Raw genomic sequence first — 18,433 nt, forward strand, 5'->3', positions numbered from 1 at the left:
GTCACCACCCCTTCGCCAGGGTCGTCGTGGTCCCGCTCGTGGTGACCGCGCGGAGTCGGAAGATGGCCTTGATCAGGGCCGGCGCGGCGATGAACACCACGATCAGGGCCTGGAGCACGTTGACCATGTCGATCGGGATGTTGGCCGCCGCCTGCATCTTCACGGCCCCGGCCTGCAACCCGCCGATCAGGAGCGCCGCGCCGACGACGCCCCACGGTTTCGCCCGTCCCAGCAGGGCCACGGTGATGCCGTCGATGCCGATCCCGGCGCTCACGGACGGGGTCAGCGCGTGCGCGGTCCCCAGCAGGACGCTGCCGCCGCCCAGGCCGGCCAGTGCACCCGCGACCACCATCACCAGGATGTACGCCTTGGAGATGCTCATGCCCGCCGTCCGCGCCGCGTCCGGGTTCGCACCCACCGCGCGGAACTCGAAGCCCAGCGTCGACCGGTTCAGCAGCCAGGACACCCCGAACGCCGCCGCGATGGCCAGGATGATGGCCAGGTTGAGCCGGTAGGCGTCCCCGAAGATGTGCGGCAGCTTCGCGGTCTCGTCGACCTTCTTGCTGATCGCGTCCGTCCGCGACGGGTCCTGGACGCCCTTCTGGGTGACCAGCCAGACCAGGAAGATCGCGGCCACGTTGTTCAGCATGATGGTCGTGATGACCTCGTGCGCGCCGGTCTTGGCCTTCAGGAAGCCGGGGATCAGGCCCCAGAGCGCGCCGAACACGGCCGCCGAGAGCAGCGCGAAGATCAGGTGCAGCCCGTACGGCAGCGGCACCGCGAAGCCGGCGACCGCCCCGCCGATGCAGCCGAAGATCACCTGGCCCTCTGCGCCGATGTTGAACAGGCCGGCCCGGAACGCCAGCGCCACGGCCAGACCGGTGAAGGTCAGCGGCGCGGCGTACGTGAGCGTCTCGGTGATCGGGTAGAAGATCTGCGACGCGCTGCCGCCCGACAGGGTCGACGGGTCGAACACGGCACCCTGGAAGAGGGCCACGTAGGCGTCACGGACCGCGTACCAGCTGAAACTGATCGCGTCGCCCGGGGCGGAGAAGAAGTAGCCCCAGGCCTCGCGGGCGTCGGCGTCCACGATGACGATCAGGAGCCCGCCGACGACCATGGCGAGCACGATGGCCAGGAACGTGACCATGAACGAGTTCGCGGTGGTCAGCTCCTCGATGAACAACCGGCCGAGAGACCGCTTCACCGGCGGTTCGTCCTTGGTCGCGGCGGCGGCCGGGACAGCGTCCGCTGCCGAGCCGTCAGCCTTCGACGGATCCGGGCCGGCCTTCGAGGCCGCGTCCGACCCCGCGCCGTCCGCCGCCGCCGGGCGCTCGGCCCGCGCCTCGGCCGGCGTCGCCTCCCCCTCGCGGGGCGGCTGCGGCTCGTCCTTGGTCGGGTCAGTCACCTGTCACTCCAGCCATGAGCAGTCCCAGCTTCTCCGCCGTCGCCTCGGCGGCCGGCAGGGTCGCGATGACCTTGCCCCGGTACATCACGGAGATCCGGTCGGCGAGGGCCAGGATCTCGTCCAGTTCGGTGGACACGAGCAGTACGGCACCGCCCTGGTCGCGCTCGCGGACGATCCGGTTGTGGATGAACTCGATCGAGCCGACGTCCACGCCCCGGGCGGGCTGCGAGGCGACCAGCAGCTTCAGCGGCCGGGACATCTCCCGGGCCACGATGACCTTCTGCTGGTTGCCGCCGGACAGCGAGCCGACCGCCTCGTCCGGGGACTGGGTCCGGATGTCGAACTCGGCGATCCGCTCGGCCGCGTTGCGCTGCACCTCGGCCGGCCGGAACACCAGCCCCTTGGCGAACGGCTCGCGGTCGTACAGGTCGAGCACGAGGTTCTCGGCGACCGAGAAGTCCTTGACGATCCCGTCGGTGCTGCGGTCCTCGGGGACATAACCGACCCCGGCCTCCAACACCTCTTTCGGGGTACGACCGTGCAGGTCCCGGTCCTGGAGCGTGATCGTGCCCTCCAGTACCGCGCGCAGGCCCATCACGGCCTCGACCAGCTCGGTCTGCCCGTTGCCCTGCACCCCGGCGATGCCGAGCACCTCGCCGGCCCGCACGGTCAGGTCGACGCCGTCCACGGCGCGGTGGCCGCGCTCGTCCACGACGGTCAGGTTCGCGATCGAAAGGACCGGCTCGCCGGGCTGCGCCGGGGCCTTGTCCACGGTGAGCTTCACGTGCCGGCCGACCATCATCGCGGCGAGTTCGTCCTGGCTGGCGCCCGGGTCGGCGGTGCCGACGACCTTGCCCCGCCGGATCACGGTGATCTTGTCCGCGATGGCCTTGACCTCGCGCAGCTTGTGGGTGATCAGGACGATCGACTTGCCGGCGGCCTTGAGCCCGCGCATGACCTCGAGCAGCTCGTCGGTCTCCTGCGGGGTGAGCACGGCGGTCGGCTCGTCCAGGATCAGCAGGTCCACGTCGCGGGTGAGCGCCTTGACGATCTCGACCCGCTGCTGGATGCCGACCGGCAGCTCCTCGACGATCGCGTCGGGGTCGACCGGCAGGCCGTAGCGCTTCGACACCTCGACGACGTGCTTACTGGCCTTGGCCCGGTCGAGCATGCCGAGCCGGGTGTCCTCGGCGCCGAGCATGATGTTCTCGGCGACCGTGAAGACGGGGATGAGCATGAAGTGCTGGTGCACCATGCCGATGCCGGCCGCGATGGCGTCGCCGGGCGTCTTCAGGGTGAGGGGCTTGTCGTCCACGAGGATCTCGCCCGAGTCGGGCTTGAGCAGTCCGTACAGGACGTTCATCAGGGTGGACTTGCCGGCGCCGTTCTCTCCGAGCAGCGCGTGTATCTCGCCGGGCTCGACGGTGAGGTCGATGTGATCGTTGGCGACCAGCTCACCGAACGTCTTGGTGATGCCGCGCAGTTCGAGTTTCATCGTCCTCCTCACCGGATACAGGGGGTGCCGGGTTGTCCCGGCACCCCCTGCTCACATTCTGGTACTACTTCGGCTGTGCCGGGGACTCAATCTTGATCTTGCCCGAGCCGATGTCCGTCTTCAGCTGGTCCAGCTCCTTCTTCAGCTCGGCCGAGACCTTGCTGTCGAACTCGTGGAACGGGGCCAGCGAGACGCCGTTGTTGGACAGCGTGCCGGCGAAGCCGCCGGTCAGGCCCTCGCCCTTGGCGCCCTTGAGCGCGGCGTCCTTGACGGCGTCGGAGATGTTCTTGACGACGGTCGACAGGAACACCGAGCAGTACTGCTTGACCGACTCGCAGCCGTCCTGGTCCACCCAGATGACGCTGACCTTGCCGCCGGAGGCCTGCGCGGCCGCGGCGGTGCCCAGCCCGGCGCCACCGGCGACCGGCATCACGACGTCGGCGCCCTGGGCGACGAAACCGTCCGTGATCTGCTTGCCCTTGTTCTGGTCGGTGAAGCTACCCGCGAAGGTGCCTTCCTGGGTCTTGTTGTTCCAGCCCAGGACGGTGACGGTCTTGCCCTTGACCTTGTTGTACTCGGCGACACCCTCGGCGAAGCCGTCCATGAAGATGGTCACCGGCGGGATCTTCAGACCGCCCCAGGTGGCGACCTTGCCCGAAGTGCTGGTGCCCGCGGCCAGGTAACCGGCGAGGAAGCCGGCCTGCGCGGTGTTGAACTGCATCGAGTAGACGTTCGGCAGGTCGATCTTCGAGTCGATGATCGCGAACTTCTGGTTCGGGTTCTTCCCCGCCGCAGCCTTGGTCGCGTCGCCCATCAGACCGCCGACGGCGACCACGAGGTCACACTTCTCGGCGACCAACGCGTTCAGGTTCGGCTCGTAGTTGGTCTCGGCGGCCGAGGTCACGTACTTGGTCTCGATCGCCGAGTTGTCCTTCTCGGCGGCCTTGAGACCGGCCCACGCGGAGGTGTTGAACGACTTGTCGTCGATGCCCCCGGTGTCGGTGACCATGCAGGCCTTGTACTTCTTGCCGCTCGACGAGCCGTTGTTGCTCTCCGGCTTGCTGCCGCAGGCAGCAGCGGACAGAGCGAGGCCACCGATCGCCAGTACGGCGACGACCCTCATCCCACGCACTCGGCGCAAGGCGGTCTCCTTCCACACAGGTTCCACCGCAGGAATCCGCGGTGATCTCAACGGACGGAGACTAGCGGGTTCTACCGCCCAGTAGCGCACGCACGCGGCCGTACGACGTTCCCGCTGTTATCGATCCGTTATTTGACTGTGACTTTACTGTGCGATCATGACGGGTTTAGGCGATTTGGATGCATTGCGCTGTGAGAAAACCCGCGCCCGACAGGATCTAGTGCCAGAACGTCGCGACGCCGGCATTAATCAAGGTCATACCGCCGATGGCGAGAAAATGGCCGGTCGCGACCGACTCCTTCTTCCGGACCACCCACACCATGATGAAGATCAGCAGGGCGAGTACGCCCTTGACGGCCAGTTTGGCCGGATCCGGCTGCACCGCGCGGCCGAGCGGGGCGGCCAGCGCGATCCCGGTCAGCAGCTGCACCGCCGAGCCGGCGAGCATCGCGGTGTTGATCCGGATCCTCCCCGACAGGTACTGCACCACGACGCCGCCGAACAGCAGCGCGAAGCCGATCAGGTGGACGTACCTCAGAGTCAGCCGCAGGGCTTCCACAGGCTCAAACCTTTCTGGTCCGGCTGGCCGCGCGCCAGCCCCGGATGCCGAGTACCCCGACCGTCGTCCCGATGGCCAGCGACGCCGCGATCAGCAGCGCGTGCACCCAGAGGAACGACGTGGGCGTGTCACCTGTCCAGGCACGCGGGTCCCGCCAGATCGCGACCGCGAACCGCGGCCAGATGATCCAGCTCCACACACCGACGCCGACGAGAAAGGCCGACCAGGCCCGGGACAACACCACGGGCGAGATTCTACGCACGGTCGAAGATGGGTTCCCGACGCCCTGTCGGTTCATGGCGCGCGGGGCGCGTCGCCGCAGGTGGGCCGGCGCGGGCCGGCGGTCCCGGGCGGGCACCCGCCGCGGCCAGCCGTCTCCGGACACGGAGATGCCCGCGCCCCGGAGGGCGCGGGCATCGGAGGACTAGGCGGACAGCCGGGCGGCGATCGCGGTGAAGCCGGCCTTCAGCTCGGCGGCCGTCGGCAGCGCCGAGGGCTCCGGCAGCGCGAGGTGGTCGTCGTCGTGGTCGTGGTCGTGACCGTCCGGGCCGTGGTCGTGGCCCTCGTGGTCGTCCTCGGCGAAGTCCTCGTCGTCGTAGGACGCCGCGAGCTCCTTCGCCTTGGCGATCTCGGCCTTGATCGCGTCGATCTCGGTGTGCGGCTGCAGCGGCTCCACGACCGCCAGCAGCTCCTCGTCGGTCACCACGGCGTTGGCGACGGCGAGGGCGTGCTCGCGGGAGTACGGCCCGCAGACGACCGGCTCCCACACCTCGTCCTCGTCGTCCGACGCCGGGCCGAAGGTGATGATCCAGGGCAGGTCATATGCCGGCGAGTCGTCCGGCAGGTCAAGCGTCACGATGGCTCCCATACCGGCCATCATCCCTCGTCCCCGGCGGGCGCCTGCTCGGGCCCCGCCGCGAGGTCGCGGACCTCACCACGGTCCGAGGTCGCCGCCAGGGCCGAGCCCCACAGCAGCAGCTGGCTGAAGAAGTTCAGGAAGACGAGCAGACCCACGGCGCCGGCCACGACGGTGTACGCCGGGTTCTGGTTCACCCGCATGATGTAGAACTGCGCGACCGTCTTGAGCAGCTCCAACCCGACCGCGACGAGCAGCCCCGCCGGGAGCCAGCGGCCGAGCGGCATCTTCAGGCGGGGCAGGCCGGTGAGCATGGCGGCCGCGAGTACCCAGTTGATGAAGACCGCGACCCCGACGCCCAGCACGCCGAGCAGGTCGTCGAACGCCGGACCGATGTCGATGTGGCCCTTGAGCCACCCGATCCCGGCCTGCGCGCCGACCGAGAACCCGATCGACAGCGCCAGCAGCAGGCCCAGGCCGATCAGGACGAGGATGTCCACGCCCCGGCGGATGAAGTAGTTGCCCGGCTCCTGGTCCAGCAGCCAGACGGCGCGGATCGAGGCCCGCATCGCCTCCACCCAGCCGATGCCGGTGAGCAGGAAGCCGGCCAGCGCGAAGGTACCCACCGCGCCCTTCGCGTCGGTGATCCTGGCGACCTCCAGGAACGGCAGGTTGGCGCGCAGCCAGTTCTCCACGGCCGTGACGACGTCCTTGTTGTTGTCCAGGATGAAGCCGAGCACGGAGAACGCCAGCAGGGCGAGCGCGAAACAGGCGAAGAAGCCGTAGTAGGAGATCGCGGCGGCCATCCGGCCGGCGTGCACGTCGGCGTACCGCTCCTTGGTCCGCCAGAAGTGGTCGAACTTCGGGGACCACCGGCGCAGGGCAGCGATCGAGCGGTCCCACCACCCCATGACGACGGTGATCGGATTCACGGGCCGACCAGCGGGAAGTCCCGCTGTGGCCGCCACATCCCGTCGTCGCCGTGCTCGTAGAGCGTGAACGCGGCCGCCTCGAAGGCCGCGTCGAAACCCGCCAGGTCGTCGAACGCGCGGTCGAGGGCCGGCGCCGGCACGTCGTGGGCGACGGTCACATGCGGGTGGTACGGAAACCGCAGGTCCCGGGCCAGCGGGCCGCTGCGCAACGACTCCTCCAGCCGCTCGCACTCGCTGATCCCCTGGGCGACCATCACGAACACCACGTCCGTCAGCGGCCGGAACGTCCCCGTCCCGCGCAGGTGCAGCGTGAACGGGGAGCCGGTGGCCGCGACCCGGCGCAGGTGGTCCTCGACGCCCGACCGCTCCCCGGCGGGGACCTCGGTCGGGCCGATCAGGGTCAGGTGCGGCGGGACGAACCGGGCCAGCGGGTCACCCGCCGCCTCCCGGGCCCGGGCCAGCTCGGCGGCCCAGGGTTCCGGAATCGGGAAGGCGACCCCGATGGTCTGACTCACCGCGCCTCCCGTCGACGTCCCTACCGTGCCGTCCTAGCTGGCGGTGGACGCCAGGAAACCGATCCGGTCGTAGACCGTCCGGAGGGTCTCCGACGCGACGGCCCGGGCCTTGCGGGCCCCGACTGCCAGGATCTCATCGAGCTCGCCTGGACTGTCCAGGTATTTCTTGGTCTGTTCCTGGATCGGCCGGGCGAACTCCGCCACCACCTCACCGAGTTCCTTCTTCAGGTCACCGTACCCGCGGCCGGCGTAGCGCGTCTCGAGTGCCGCAATCGTCTCACCTGTGAGCGCCGAATAGATCGTCAGCAGGTTGGAGACTCCGGGCTTGTTCTCCGCGTCGAACACGACCTCGCGGCCCGCGTCCGTGACCGCGCTGCGGATCTTCTTGGCCGACTTGTTCGGCTCGTCCAGCAGCTCGATGATGCCGTTCGGGCTCGACGCGGACTTGCTCATCTTCGCGGTCGGGTCCTGCAGGTCCGTGATCTTCGCCGTCTCCTTGAGGATGTGCGGCTTGGGCACGGTGAACGTCTGGCCGAAGGTCGTGTTGAACCGCTGCGCGAGGTCGCGGGTCAGCTCGATGTGCTGGCGTTGGTCCTCACCGACGGGCACCTCGTCGGCCTGGTAGAGCAGGATGTCCGCGACCTGCAGGATCGGGTACGTGAACAGGCCGACGCTCGCCCGGTCGGTACCCTGCTTGGCCGACTTGTCCTTGAACTGGGTCATCCGCGACGCCTCGCCGAACCCGGTGATGCAGCCCATCACCCAGCCGAGCTGGGCGTGCTCCGGCACGTGCGACTGCACGAACAGGGTCGAGCGCTCCGGGTCGATCCCGATCGCGAGCAGCTGGGCCGCCGACACCCGGGTGCGCTGCCGGAGCAGAGCCGGGTCGTGGCCGCTGGTGATCGCATGCAGGTCCACGACGCAGTAGAAGGCGTCATGCGTCTCCTGGAGGGCCACCCAGTTACGCACGGCACCCAGGTAGTTACCCAGGTGGAAGGAGTCTGCGGTCGGCTGGATTCCGGACAGGACACGAGGCATGCCGTCGATTCTGTCAGCTCCGATCCGGAACCCGCCGGCCCGGTGGCGACTCTGTACTCTCGAGTCACCGCGCAGGGGTCCTGACCGCCCCGGGCTCGGTGAACAGTCGGCATGGAGGTGTCCTGGTGGGCAGCAACAACGGCGAAGTGGCGATCGCGAATCTGTACGACGACTGCTACCGGCGGCTCGTCACGCAGCTCTACGCGTTCACCGGCGACCTCGCCGAGGCGCAGGACGCCGTCCAGGAGGCGTTCGCCCGCGCGCTGGCCCGCCCGAAGCACATCTCCGACATCGAGAACCCGGAAGCCTGGCTGCGCACCGTCGCCGTCAACCTGGTCCGCCGCCGCTGGCGCCGCCGCCGGCTGTTCGACACGATCATGATGCGCACCCGCCCGGTCACCAGCACCGTCGAGCCCGGCCCCGAACCCGACCGGACCGACCTGCTCGCGGCGCTCGCCCAGCTCCCCCAGGCGTACCGGGAGGTGATCGTCCTGCACCACCTGGCCGACCTCCCCGTCGACGAGGTCGCCACGACCCTCGACCTCCCCGTCGGCACCGTGAAGTCCCGACTGTCGCGCGGGCGCACCGCACTGGCCACCAGACTCCGGCCGGCCGAGGCGGAGACGTTCCGCCATGCCTGAGTTACTCGACCCGTTTGAGCCCGATGACCGGATCGAACGGGCCCTCGCAGAATCGCGCTCCCACCTGCTGGGCAACATCCCCCAGCCGGGTCTCGGCTCCGTGTCCGCGCGCGCCGACGCCGTCCGTCGCCGTCGCCGCCTGTTCACCGCCGCCGGGGGCACGGCACTCGCGGTCCTGACCATCACGGGGGTCCGGCTGGCGTCCACCCCCGGCGAGCCGACGCCCGGCCCCGCCGCGCCGAACCAGTACGCGATCAACACCTCCGTCACCAGCCACACCTCCACCTGGTCCGGCGAGGGCATCGAGGTGCTCGCCCCCGACCGGTCGACCCTCAACGTGCCCGGCCTGCTCTACGACGTGGAGTTCGCCGACGACCGCCACGGGTACGCGCTGGCGGCCGACTGCCACGCCCTGCCCACCTGCACGCTGACCCTCGCGCGCAGCGACGACGGCGGCGACGAGTGGCAGCGGCTCCAGACCCCGGTCCCGGCCGCCACCCCCGAGACCCTGCCCGACCTGATGGTCCTCAACGGCACCGAGCTCGTGCTCGGCGGCGCGTGGCACAGCCCCGACAGCGGCCGCACCTGGGCGGCCACCCCGGTCGACGACTCGCCCCTGACCTCGATCCCCGCCAACAGCCGGCTGTTCCTCGCCTCCGACGGCCTCCGGGTCCGGCAGGCCGCCGCCGGTGGCCGGGCCGCGAAGCTGGGCACCGTCCCGTCCGGCCTCACCGTCACCTGGGCGGCGCCCGGCCCCGCCCGGGACGGCGCCTGGTGGGTCACCGGTTTCAGCGGCGGCAAGCCGCAGATCGCGGTCAGCCGGGACGCGGGCCGGACCTGGCAGCTCACGCCCGTGTCCGTCCTGAGCGGCGTGGTCGGCGGCATCCGGATCGCGATCGGCAAGGACCAGATCTACGCGGTCGTCACCGGCCGGGCCACGATCGACGGCACCCGGCAGGCCGCCAGCCCCATCCTCGGGCTGTTCCGGTCGACCGACAACGGCCAGACCTTCTCCCTGTTCGAGGGCTTCCCGCCCGCCTCGGCCGGCGACCTGGTGCCGCTGCCCGACGGCCGGGTGCTCACCGCCGTGGACACCGACCCGGGGACGTGGTGGGTTGCCGCGTCCGGGCAGCAGGGCGGCACGAAGGTGACCGCGTTGCCCCAGGTCAGCAGGGTGCACCGGACGGGCGCCGGGTATGTGGCGTTCGGGGTGTGGGGGATGGACTGGGCGGCGTTCAGCCCGGACGGGATGTCCTGGCGCCGCCTCGGCGTCCACTGACCCTGGCACCTGCGCGCCGAGCGCTGCGGTCGCCGGGGCCGGACCGGAAGTCCGCCTGCCGGGTGCGTTGTCGGCCACAGCTCCGGCGGCGCGGGCCCACCGCTCCTGGTCGCGGCCTCAGTCCTCGACGGTCGCCGTCGGGTCCTTCGCTCGGACCGCCCGCCCCGGCCGCCAGCCCCGGCGCGCGCCCCGGGGGAACGCGAACGCCAGCACCGCCAGCAGCGCCGTGGCCCCGAGGCACCCGCCCGCGAGCGCCGGCCCGTACGTCTTGGCCGCGTGCAGGGGATCCTCCCGGTCGGCGGGCCGGGCGATGCCACCCTCGACCGGTTTGGCCTGCTCGGCGGCCGGGTCGAGGATCGCGGTCATCGCCCGGTACGGGTTGACGATGCCGTAGCCGACCATGTTGTCCCTGCCGAGCGCCGGGCGGTCCGCCGTCTTGACCAGCCGGTTCACGATCTCGGTGGCGGGCATGTCCTTGTAGTAGCCCCGGAGCAGGGCGGCGACGCCGGACACGTACGCGGCGGCGTAGCTGGTGCCCTTGCTCTCGGTGACGTAACCGCCGCCGTGCAGGGTGGGGCCGTCCACGTTGACGCCGGGCGCGGCGATGTCCACGTACTTGCCCGGGGTGGAGGACGGGGCGTGCTTGTCGGCCTCGTCGACGCCGCCGACCGCGAGCACCCCGTCGTACGCCGCCGGGAACAGGTCCTTGCCGGCCGCCTCGGGCGTGTCCCCCGTGTTGCCGGCCGCCGCGACGACCACGATGTTCGCCTTGAGCGCCCGGTCGATGGCGGCGGCGAGCGCCGGGGTGTGGTCCAGGACCAGGGACATGTTGATGACCTGGACCTTCTTCTGCACGGCGAAGTCCACGGCCCCGGCGACCAGGTCGGCGCGCCTGCGGCCCTCCTCGACGCTGAGGTGCTCCTCGCCCTTCATGACCTTGATCGGCAGGATCCGCGCGTCGGGGGCGATCCCGGTGTACGGGCTGTCGCTGTCGTTCCGGCTCTCCCAGCCCGCGATGATGCCCGCGACGAAGGTGCCGTGCCCGTGGTCGTCGCAGTCCCCGCCGGGGCCGGGTTCGATGAAGTCCTGGCCCTGCAGCACCTTGCCGTTGTTCAGCTTCGGGTGGTCCGGGGACACGCCCGAGTCGATCACGGCGACCGTGACGCCCTGGCCCCGGCTGAAGCCCCACACGTTGGCGGGCGCGAGCCGCCGCAGCGGCCACGGCTTCTGGGCCAGCGGGCGGGCGTTGGGGTTGGCCGCGCCGCAGTCCTTGTTGGGCCGGGGCGCGGCCTGGGCCGGTGCGGGCACCGCGAGGACGGCGGCGAACGCACCCGCCGCGAGACAGAACGCGAGCCGGCGCATGTCAGGTCTTCTTCGGGGTCGGCGTGGGGCTGCGGGTCGGGGTCGCCGAGGGCTTGGCGCTCGGCGTGGGGGTCGGTTCGGGGACCGGGACCGGGGCGGGGGTGGCCGAGGTCGGGGCGCCCGGGGCCGGGGTCGCGCCCCCGACGGCGGTCAGCGCGACCGTCGGGTCGAGGCCGGGGCCGGTGGGCACCAGGGCCAACAGGGCGGCGGGGACGCCGATCACCTTGACGACGGCGTACCCGAGGGCCTCCTGGGCGTTGCCCGCCAGGCCGTACTTGATGCCCTGGTCGGTCACCAGGAACACCGTGCCGGACGCGGGCACCCCGGGCGCGGGCTGCACCTGGACGAGCGCGCCGCGGCCGCCGGGCATGACGACCCGGTCGGCGGTGCGCACGGAGTCGCGGCCCGTGCTGACGGCCGGCTCCTGGGGCTTGGAGAACTGCTCGGGGGCCTTCGCGTACACCTCGATGGTGACGGGTTTGTCCGGGTCGCCCCGGTAGCCGGCGCACACGGCCGGCTGGGTGCCGCCGTCCATCGTGCGGAGCTTCGGCGCGGTGTGCGGCAGCCCGTCGGGCTCGATCTTCGTGGCGGAGCTCGCGGAGGCGGCCTCGGCGGGCGAGATCTGGATGAACGTGCGCGCCTCGGAGTTGAGCAGGTTGGCGGTCACCTCGTGCACGGGGGCGAGGCCGTCGGCGAGCATCACGTAGTACTGGCTGCCGCTCTGGTACACCGCGCCGATCTTCGAGGTCTGGGTGCCGAGCTTGCGGCCCTCGCCGCCGACGCCGGGGATGCCGGGCGCGGCGAGGTCGGGGCCGGCGGTGATGCCGTCGACGAGCGCCTGGCCGACCGGCATCGGGGTCGTCGTCATGCCGAGGGCCGCGAGGGCAGTCCTGTCGGGCACCTTCAGCCGGCGGTCGCCCCACAGCAGGTAGGTCGCGGAGCCGCTGGACACCAGCAGGCCGTCCGTGCCGAGCGGGGAACCGCCGGTCAGGGACGAACCGATCACCAGGTGGGTGGCCAGGTCGGCGGTGTCGGCGACCTTCGGGGCGCTGCACACCGACCAGGGCAGGCCGAGCAGGGCCTTCGGGTCGGGCAGCGCGTCGGGCGCGCCCTCGATGCCGACCGGCCGGGCGCGCGGGGTGTCGGCGAGGGAGTTGCGCGACGCCAGCTCCTGGACGGGCTTGGCGGTGCCGATGATCAGGCGGGCCGAGGCGTAGTTGAGGACCGGGAACAGCTTGCCGTTGAGATAGACGAACCGGGCGCCGCTCTCCCGCTCGATGACGAGCGTCATGTCCTTCTTCCAGGACTCCTTGCCGCCCGGGTTGAACAGGCCGTATGCCCCGACCCCGGCGAACACGACGACCGCGACCATGACGCTGCCGATCGCGGCCAGCAGGAGCCTGCGGAGGGGAAGGTTGGTCGTCTCCGGTTCGCCCGACAGCATGGCCGAGACGAGCCGGCGGGTCACGAACCGGTACGCCTGCACCTGGTCGCGTCGGGTCCGCATCGGCAACTCTCTTCAGGGGTGATCGATTCCGGACCCACCTTACGTGAGCGGGGCAAGCTGCACTCTGGGGCAACCGTCGGCGCCCGAACGGCTGCCCAGCACGATCCTGACCTGCCGAGGGGTTCGGGAGACCGTGGGGGAACCTACGGGCGGGGAGAAGATTCGTGCGCGCAACCAGGCTGACCGTCGTCGTACTGGCTCTGGGGCTCCTGACCGTCGCCCCGGGCCCGGATCCCGCCGTGTCGGCGGCCGACCCGGCCCCGCCGAGCGGTTCCCGGATCGGGTACACCGGCACGGAGGAGTCGGCGATCGTACCCGGCGAGCCCTACGTCGACGACGTGGTCGCGCCCGCCAACGACTACGACGCGGCCTGGAACGACCCGACCGGCACCCTGACCTGGATCAGCACCCGTGGTGACGTCAGGGAGACGGACGGTGAGATCTGGTACCGGGGCTCGGACTCCGCCCCCCGCCGGGTCACCGACGACGCAGCCGTCCAGCGCCACCCGACCCTGTCCCCCGACGGCCGCTGGATCGCCTACGAGCAGGACGGCGAGATCCGCCTGATCCGGCCGAACGGCACGGACGGCCAGACCGTCACCCGGGGCACCGACCCGTCCTGGTCCCCGGACGGCACCCGGCTGCTGTTCGGCCTCGACGGCGCGGTGCACTCGGCGAAGCGGGACGGCACCGACGACCGCCGGCTCGGCGCGGGCGGCCAGCCGGCCCAGTCGCCGGACGGTACCCGGATCGCGTTCGTGAATGGTCCCGACGTGTTCGTGATGCCGGCGGCCGGCGGCACGGCCACCCGGTTGCTGCCGGCCAACTGGGGCGACTCGGCCGACCCCGCCTGGTCCCCGGACGGCGCCCGGATCGCGTTCGTGACCCGCAAGGACGACAACCCGAAGGACATCGCGAAAGGCCAGGCGGGCGACGTGTACGCGGTCCCGGTCGCGGGCGGCACCGCCCAGAAGGTCGGCACCCGGCGCGGCGTCGCCGAGACCCGGCCGAGCTGGTACAGCTACGACTGGGACGGCGAGACGGAGACCACGGTCGTCTACAGTCGACGGTCCTGGGGGCCGGGCACAGACGTGTGGAGCGCCGACCAGCGCGGCGAGCACCCGGTCGACCTGACCGCGCGCCAGGACGGCCGCGAACAGGACTCCGCGTACTCCCCCGACGGCGCCCGGCTGGCCTACACCGAGTGGCGCACCGCCCCCGACGGCTCCCCGCAGAGCCGGATCCTGGTGGCCGACGCGTCCGGCGCGAACGCCCGCGAACTCACCGCGTACCGTGCCGGCGTCACCGCCACCGAGCCCGCCTGGTCCCCGGACGGCACGATGATCGCCTATGTGGAGTCCCGGGTGCCCGACACCGTCCCCGGCCCGCAGAACGTCACGGACAGCGGCGCGGTGTACGGGTTCAGCAACATCGCCCACGGCGGCGGCCTGTCCGTCAGCGGCAACGAGAACAGCGTGCTCAACCGCCCCTCCGAGTACGGCGCCACCGGCGTGTACGGCAGCTACAACGTCGTCGTCGGCGGCGCGAACACGATCTACGGCGGCGAGAACGCGATCACCGGCGACGAGAACCGGATCGGCAGCTACTACGACTACTTCCATGCCAACCAGCTCACCGGCTCCCACAACAACGTGTTCGGGCACGGCAACACGGTCACCGGTGACAGCAACACGGTGCGCGGCGAGAACAACATCGTGGTCGGGAAGAACAACCAGGTGTCCGGCAACGGCAACCGGGTGGTCGGCGACAACCTCGTCGTCACCGGCGACGGGGAGCTCGACCCGGCCGGCCAGGTCCGGATCGCCCGGGTCGCCGACCGCGCCGTGGTGGGCGCGATCCCGATGCCCCGGCACTTCATCGGCTCCGACCGGTCCCCCGCGTGGTCGCCGGACGGTACCCGGATCGCGATCTCCCGGACCGCCAAGCCGCACGACGCGAACCCCCCGCCGCCGCCCCCGATCATCGTCGGCCTGGCCCCGGACGGCGGCGGCCCGTTCGAACCGCTCCCGCCGGCCCCGGTCTACCCGGCGGGCGTCTTCCCGAACCGGGTCGACCAGCAGGTCAGGCCGGGGGTCGCGATCAGTTTCCGGACCGGGGTCCGGGGCCGGACCCAGACGGCGAGCACGCTCAACCCGACCCTGGTGCGCTGCGACCCGGGCATCACCCTGACCCCGCCCCTGGGCGGCGGCGTCATCGCACCCGCCTACCACGCCCACGTCTACACCAAGCTCACCGCGACCGCCTCCGGCACCTGCGTGCTCGACTACGTGCTCGCGGCCGACCCGGTGAACAACATCGGCGCGGAGCACTACCTCCAGGTGATCCGGGTGACGGTCGTCGACTCGGCGCCGGTCGTGGTCGTCGACGACGAGTTCGCCACGGGCACCAAGGACGGCGCGAAGGTGCCGTACTCCGCCACGGCCACCGACTCCGCCGGGCGCACGTTGCCCGTGACCTGCGACCACGCGTCCGGGGCGACCTACCCGGTCGGGCTGACCCGGGTCCGGTGCACGGCGACCGACAGCGCCGGCCTGACGGGCGCCGACACCGCCGAGATCACGGTGGCCGACGGCGCGCAGGGCAGCTACACCGACACCCGGATCTGGGTGGTCAGCCTCGACGTGACCCCCGGCCGGGTCGGGGTCACCGACCAGATCGACCTGATCTCCAAGATCGGGATCAGCGACTGCGAGGCGTACGGCAGCCACCGGCACCCCGCCTGGTCGCCCGACGGCCAGTCCCTGGCGTTCGACTCGGAGGGCGAGGGCTACGGGATCTGCGTCATGCCCGCGGCCGGCGGCCGGTCCCGGGAGGTCATCGGCGACAACCACCCGGACCGGGTGCACGACCCGGCCTGGTCCCCGGACGGCGGCACGATCGCGTTCACCAGCGTGGAGGAGTACTCGTGCGAGTGCCTGGCCACCGAGACGTACCCGTCGGTCATCCAGACCGTCCCGGCCGGCGGCGGCACCCCCACCGACCTCGTCACGTCACCCGGCGACGTGGCCCAGCCCGTCTACCAGCGGGTACCTGACCTGCGCGTCACCCTCGCCGCCACCCCCGCCACCATCCCGTTCCTGGGCGCCACCACCCTGGAGTTCACCGTCACCAACCTGGGCCCCGTCCCCGCGCCCGCCACCGGGGCGGTGTTCACCCTGCCCGGCCTGAAGGCGACCGCCCTGCGACCGGCCCGGGGCACCTGCGACGTACCGACCGCCCGCTGCGACCTCGGCGCCCTCGCCCCCGGCGAGACCGTCGCCGTCGCCGTGACCGCACTGGGCACCGCCCAGGGCCCGCACGACGCCGTGGGCACCGCCAGCAGTTCCATCCCCGACGGCCAGCCCGCCGACGACTCGGCCACCGCGAAGGTGACCGTCGGCGAACCCTTCAAGGACCTGGCCGTCGTGGCCTCGGCGACCCCCACTCCCGGGTACGTCGGCGGCGACCCCCTCGTCGTCGAGTTCACCGTGGTCAACGGTTCGCAGATCCCGCTCACGGACGTCCGCCTGACCATCACCCTGCCGGCCGCCCTCCTGCCGGCCACCGCCGTCACCCCGGCCAACTGCCAGCCGACCGGCTGCGCGCTCGGCGACCTGCCCGCGGGCGCAACGGCGACGGTGCGGGTGACCGTACCCCCCAGAACTGCTCTGAGCAGCACGGGAACCGGCACGGTGACCAGCTCGACCACCGACCCGAACCCGGCCAACAACGTGGCCACCACCCCGATCGTCGTGAAGCAGCCGGTGCTCGTCGTCAACCTCGGCGACCGCCCCGGCCGGGTCGCGTCCGCCCGGGGCACGGACTTCCCGCCCGGCACGCAGGTCCGGCTGCCGTGGACGACCGGAATCAACCGCACGCCGGGTACCGCGACCGTGGACGCCAACGGCACCTTCACCGCCCAGGTGCTCGTCTTCGACCACGACCCGCTCGGGGTACGGAGCCTGCGGGCCGAGTCCGTGGCGGGGGCACGGTTCGGGCCGGTGACGGCACCGTTCCTGGTACAGCAGCGAGCGGAGCAGCCACCTCTGCGGTAGGGGCGCCCCCTGCCGGTCAGCCGGCCGGCTGGTGGGGCCACGAGTTGGGCAGGCAACCCTGGAGCCCGAGCGTCTGCTGCTGCATGACCGGCGCCAGTTTGCCCGCCCCCGGGCACAGCTCGTGGTCGAAGCCCAGCCGGTGCCCGACCTCATGATTGACCATGTACTCCCGGTACTGCCAGACCGGCGCCCCGTACCCCGGCACGCCCTCCGCCCAGCGGGCCACGTTGAGCACGACGCGGTCACCGTTCCGGCAGGAGGTGTAGCCGTCCGGCCCCATCCCGCAGAGGTCGTCGCGGGTCTCGGGCGTGGCCACGTACACGATGAAGTCCGGGGTCTGGTTCGGCCCGACCCGCTGGAAGGTCCACCTGCCGTCGGCGGTCCAGCCCCGGCGGTCACCGAGCGTCGCCTCGACCGTGACCGCGGCGGTGGCCGGGTCGAGGTTGCCGATGCCGTTCTCCACGACGACCTGGAAACGGAGCAGGGTGCCCGCGTGGCCGAGTGGGGGGCCGTCACCCTGGGCGACGGCGAAGGTGCCCGCGCCGCGGGGTGGGTAGGTGACGGGTGGGGCGGAGTCGGATCCTCCGCCGCTCGTGGCTCCGGTCTCGGTTCCGGCTCCGTCCTTGGCTCCGGTTCCGCCCTTGGCCCCGGTTTCCGTTCCGGGCGGGCCGGCTTCGGCTCCGGGCCGCGCGACGGCGGTCGGCTGGCGGGACCCGGTTGGCGGCAGCGCCTGGCTGGCCACGGCCAGGCCCATGACGGCGAGGACGACCGCGAGGGCGATGAGGCGTGCCCTGCGGGGGCTCCTGCGGTACGACGGGGCCATCACGGACCCAAGGCTGCCAGGTTGAGTCGACTTCACCCAACGTCGGTACCCCGACGCGCCGGGGTTTAAGGCCCGGAAGCGCACCTTTACGAAAATTGTCGCCAAAATCCGGCTGCTTCCTCCGACCCGCCATTCCCCCGTTCGGCCAGCCACGACGCCCCTGCGGGCGTCCGGACCGCGTTCAGGCTCGCGGGTCGGCCGCGTTCCGGGCCGCGCGGACGGCCGCCCCGAGGTCGGTGACCTCCAGGTCCAGGACGAGGTCGTCGCCGTCCGGCACGCCCCGGGTCGTGATCGCGAGGCCGATCAGCGCGAGGGTCGCGGCCTGCTCCCGGAGCTCCGCCTGCGCGGGGGTCTCGTCGTCCAGGTCCTCCAGCTCGTCACGGTTCCAGGCGGCCACGGCTTCATCGGCCACGGTCCGGGGAATCCGCACGGTGATCGGACCGACCTGCTCGACGACGTGCGCCCCGATCAGCGCGAGCACCTCGGCGTCGCCCCGGTACCTCGCGTACTGCGCGCCCTCGCCCACCCGCCGAGCCTAACCCGCACAAGCTTCGCGGCATCTGGCAACGGCCCCTGACCTGGGCGTTCAGTGCCGCCGTTCATAGCCGACCGACCCCAGGTGCGCCCTAGCTACACAGGCCGCGAAGCTGGTGCCCGAAAGACCGCCGTTCACGACGCGCGTCGGACTTACGCCTCAACACGTGGAAGGGGCGGTTCCCGTTAACGGGAACCGCCCCTGACCTGAAGTGGAGCTGAGGAGATTCGAACTCCTGACCTCCTCGATGCGAACGAGGCGCGCTACCAACTACGCCACAGCCCCTC

General features: G+C 71.6%; 16 protein-coding genes and 1 tRNA gene. 3 read left to right on the forward strand and 14 right to left on the reverse strand.

Going from position 1 to position 18,433, the window contains the following annotated elements; translation table 11 throughout:
• Window position 1: 1 nt before the first annotated feature.
• The 9 genes from PT931_RS23110 to trpS form a co-directional block, all read right to left on the reverse strand.
• A complete protein-coding gene (locus PT931_RS23110; RefSeq protein ID WP_456247842.1) occupies window positions 2-1,408 on the reverse strand; it encodes an ABC transporter permease in 1,407 nt (468 codons plus the stop codon).
• On the reverse strand, window positions 1,401-2,903 hold the full coding sequence (locus tag PT931_RS23115; RefSeq protein WP_456247843.1) for an ABC transporter ATP-binding protein: 1,503 nt from the start codon (window positions 2,901-2,903) through the stop codon (window positions 1,401-1,403). Before PT931_RS23115 ends, PT931_RS23110 begins: the two co-directional genes overlap by 8 nt.
• Before the next feature lie 64 nt (window positions 2,904-2,967).
• On the reverse strand, window positions 2,968-4,026 hold the full coding sequence (locus tag PT931_RS23120) for a BMP family lipoprotein (protein ID WP_363731142.1): 1,059 nt from the start codon (window positions 4,024-4,026) through the stop codon (window positions 2,968-2,970).
• Window positions 4,027-4,261: 235 nt separating this feature from the next.
• Window positions 4,262-4,603, reverse strand: coding sequence for a hypothetical protein (locus PT931_RS23125; RefSeq protein ID WP_456247844.1), 342 nt, complete (start codon window positions 4,601-4,603; stop codon window positions 4,262-4,264).
• Between the two features lie 4 nt (window positions 4,604-4,607).
• Complete coding sequence (locus PT931_RS23130) at window positions 4,608-4,847, reverse strand: SCO4848 family membrane protein (RefSeq protein ID WP_363730716.1); 240 nt, start codon at window positions 4,845-4,847, stop codon at window positions 4,608-4,610.
• A gap of 180 nt (window positions 4,848-5,027) precedes the next feature.
• Window positions 5,028-5,471, reverse strand: coding sequence for a hypothetical protein (locus PT931_RS23135; RefSeq protein ID WP_363730714.1), 444 nt, complete (start codon window positions 5,469-5,471; stop codon window positions 5,028-5,030).
• Window positions 5,472-5,479: 8 nt separating this feature from the next.
• Window positions 5,480-6,391 (reverse strand): YihY/virulence factor BrkB family protein, encoded by a 912-nt coding sequence (locus PT931_RS23140; RefSeq protein WP_456247845.1) that lies wholly within the window; start codon window positions 6,389-6,391, stop codon window positions 5,480-5,482.
• Complete coding sequence (locus PT931_RS23145; protein ID WP_456247846.1) at window positions 6,388-6,906, reverse strand: 2'-5' RNA ligase family protein; 519 nt, start codon at window positions 6,904-6,906, stop codon at window positions 6,388-6,390. Before PT931_RS23145 ends, PT931_RS23140 begins: the two co-directional genes overlap by 4 nt.
• Window positions 6,907-6,939: 33 nt before the next feature.
• A complete protein-coding gene (trpS, locus tag PT931_RS23150; protein ID WP_456247847.1) occupies window positions 6,940-7,944 on the reverse strand; it encodes a tryptophan--tRNA ligase in 1,005 nt (334 codons plus the stop codon).
• A 125-nt stretch (window positions 7,945-8,069) separates the two neighbouring features.
• Between trpS and PT931_RS23155 the strand changes: the two genes are divergently transcribed.
• Both PT931_RS23155 and PT931_RS23160 read left to right on the forward strand, forming a co-directional pair.
• Window positions 8,070-8,585, forward strand: a complete 516-nt coding sequence (locus PT931_RS23155) for an RNA polymerase sigma factor (RefSeq protein WP_456247848.1) — start codon at window positions 8,070-8,072, stop codon at window positions 8,583-8,585.
• A complete protein-coding gene (locus tag PT931_RS23160; protein ID WP_456247849.1) occupies window positions 8,578-9,864 on the forward strand; it encodes a hypothetical protein in 1,287 nt (428 codons plus the stop codon). Before PT931_RS23155 ends, PT931_RS23160 begins: the two co-directional genes overlap by 8 nt.
• 117 nt (window positions 9,865-9,981) lie before the next feature.
• Here the strand turns inward: PT931_RS23160 and mycP are convergent, their stop codons facing one another.
• The gene (gene mycP, locus PT931_RS23165) at window positions 9,982-11,226 is read right to left on the reverse strand and encodes a type VII secretion-associated serine protease mycosin (RefSeq protein WP_456247850.1); all 1,245 of its coding nucleotides are present in this window, start codon (window positions 11,224-11,226) and stop codon (window positions 9,982-9,984) included.
• A 1-nt stretch (window position 11,227) separates the two neighbouring features.
• Window positions 11,228-12,733, reverse strand: a complete 1,506-nt coding sequence (eccB, locus tag PT931_RS23170) for a type VII secretion protein EccB (protein WP_456247851.1) — start codon at window positions 12,731-12,733, stop codon at window positions 11,228-11,230.
• A gap of 164 nt (window positions 12,734-12,897) precedes the next feature.
• Here eccB and PT931_RS23175 point away from each other — a divergent pair, with 164 nt between their 5' ends.
• Window positions 12,898-16,788, forward strand: a complete 3,891-nt coding sequence (locus PT931_RS23175) for a hypothetical protein (protein ID WP_456247852.1) — start codon at window positions 12,898-12,900, stop codon at window positions 16,786-16,788.
• A gap of 16 nt (window positions 16,789-16,804) precedes the next feature.
• Here the strand turns inward: PT931_RS23175 and PT931_RS23180 are convergent, their stop codons facing one another.
• From PT931_RS23180 to PT931_RS23190, 3 genes are all read right to left on the reverse strand, one after another.
• On the reverse strand, window positions 16,805-17,611 hold the full coding sequence (locus tag PT931_RS23180) for a DUF3152 domain-containing protein (protein WP_456248194.1): 807 nt from the start codon (window positions 17,609-17,611) through the stop codon (window positions 16,805-16,807).
• Between the two features lie 181 nt (window positions 17,612-17,792).
• Window positions 17,793-18,137, reverse strand: coding sequence for a hypothetical protein (locus PT931_RS23185; RefSeq protein ID WP_456247853.1), 345 nt, complete (start codon window positions 18,135-18,137; stop codon window positions 17,793-17,795).
• Window positions 18,138-18,358: 221 nt separating this feature from the next.
• A tRNA-Ala gene (locus PT931_RS23190) sits at window positions 18,359-18,431 on the reverse strand.
• Window positions 18,432-18,433: the final 2 nt, after the last annotated feature.

It is taken from the genome of Longispora urticae (assembly GCF_053902585.1).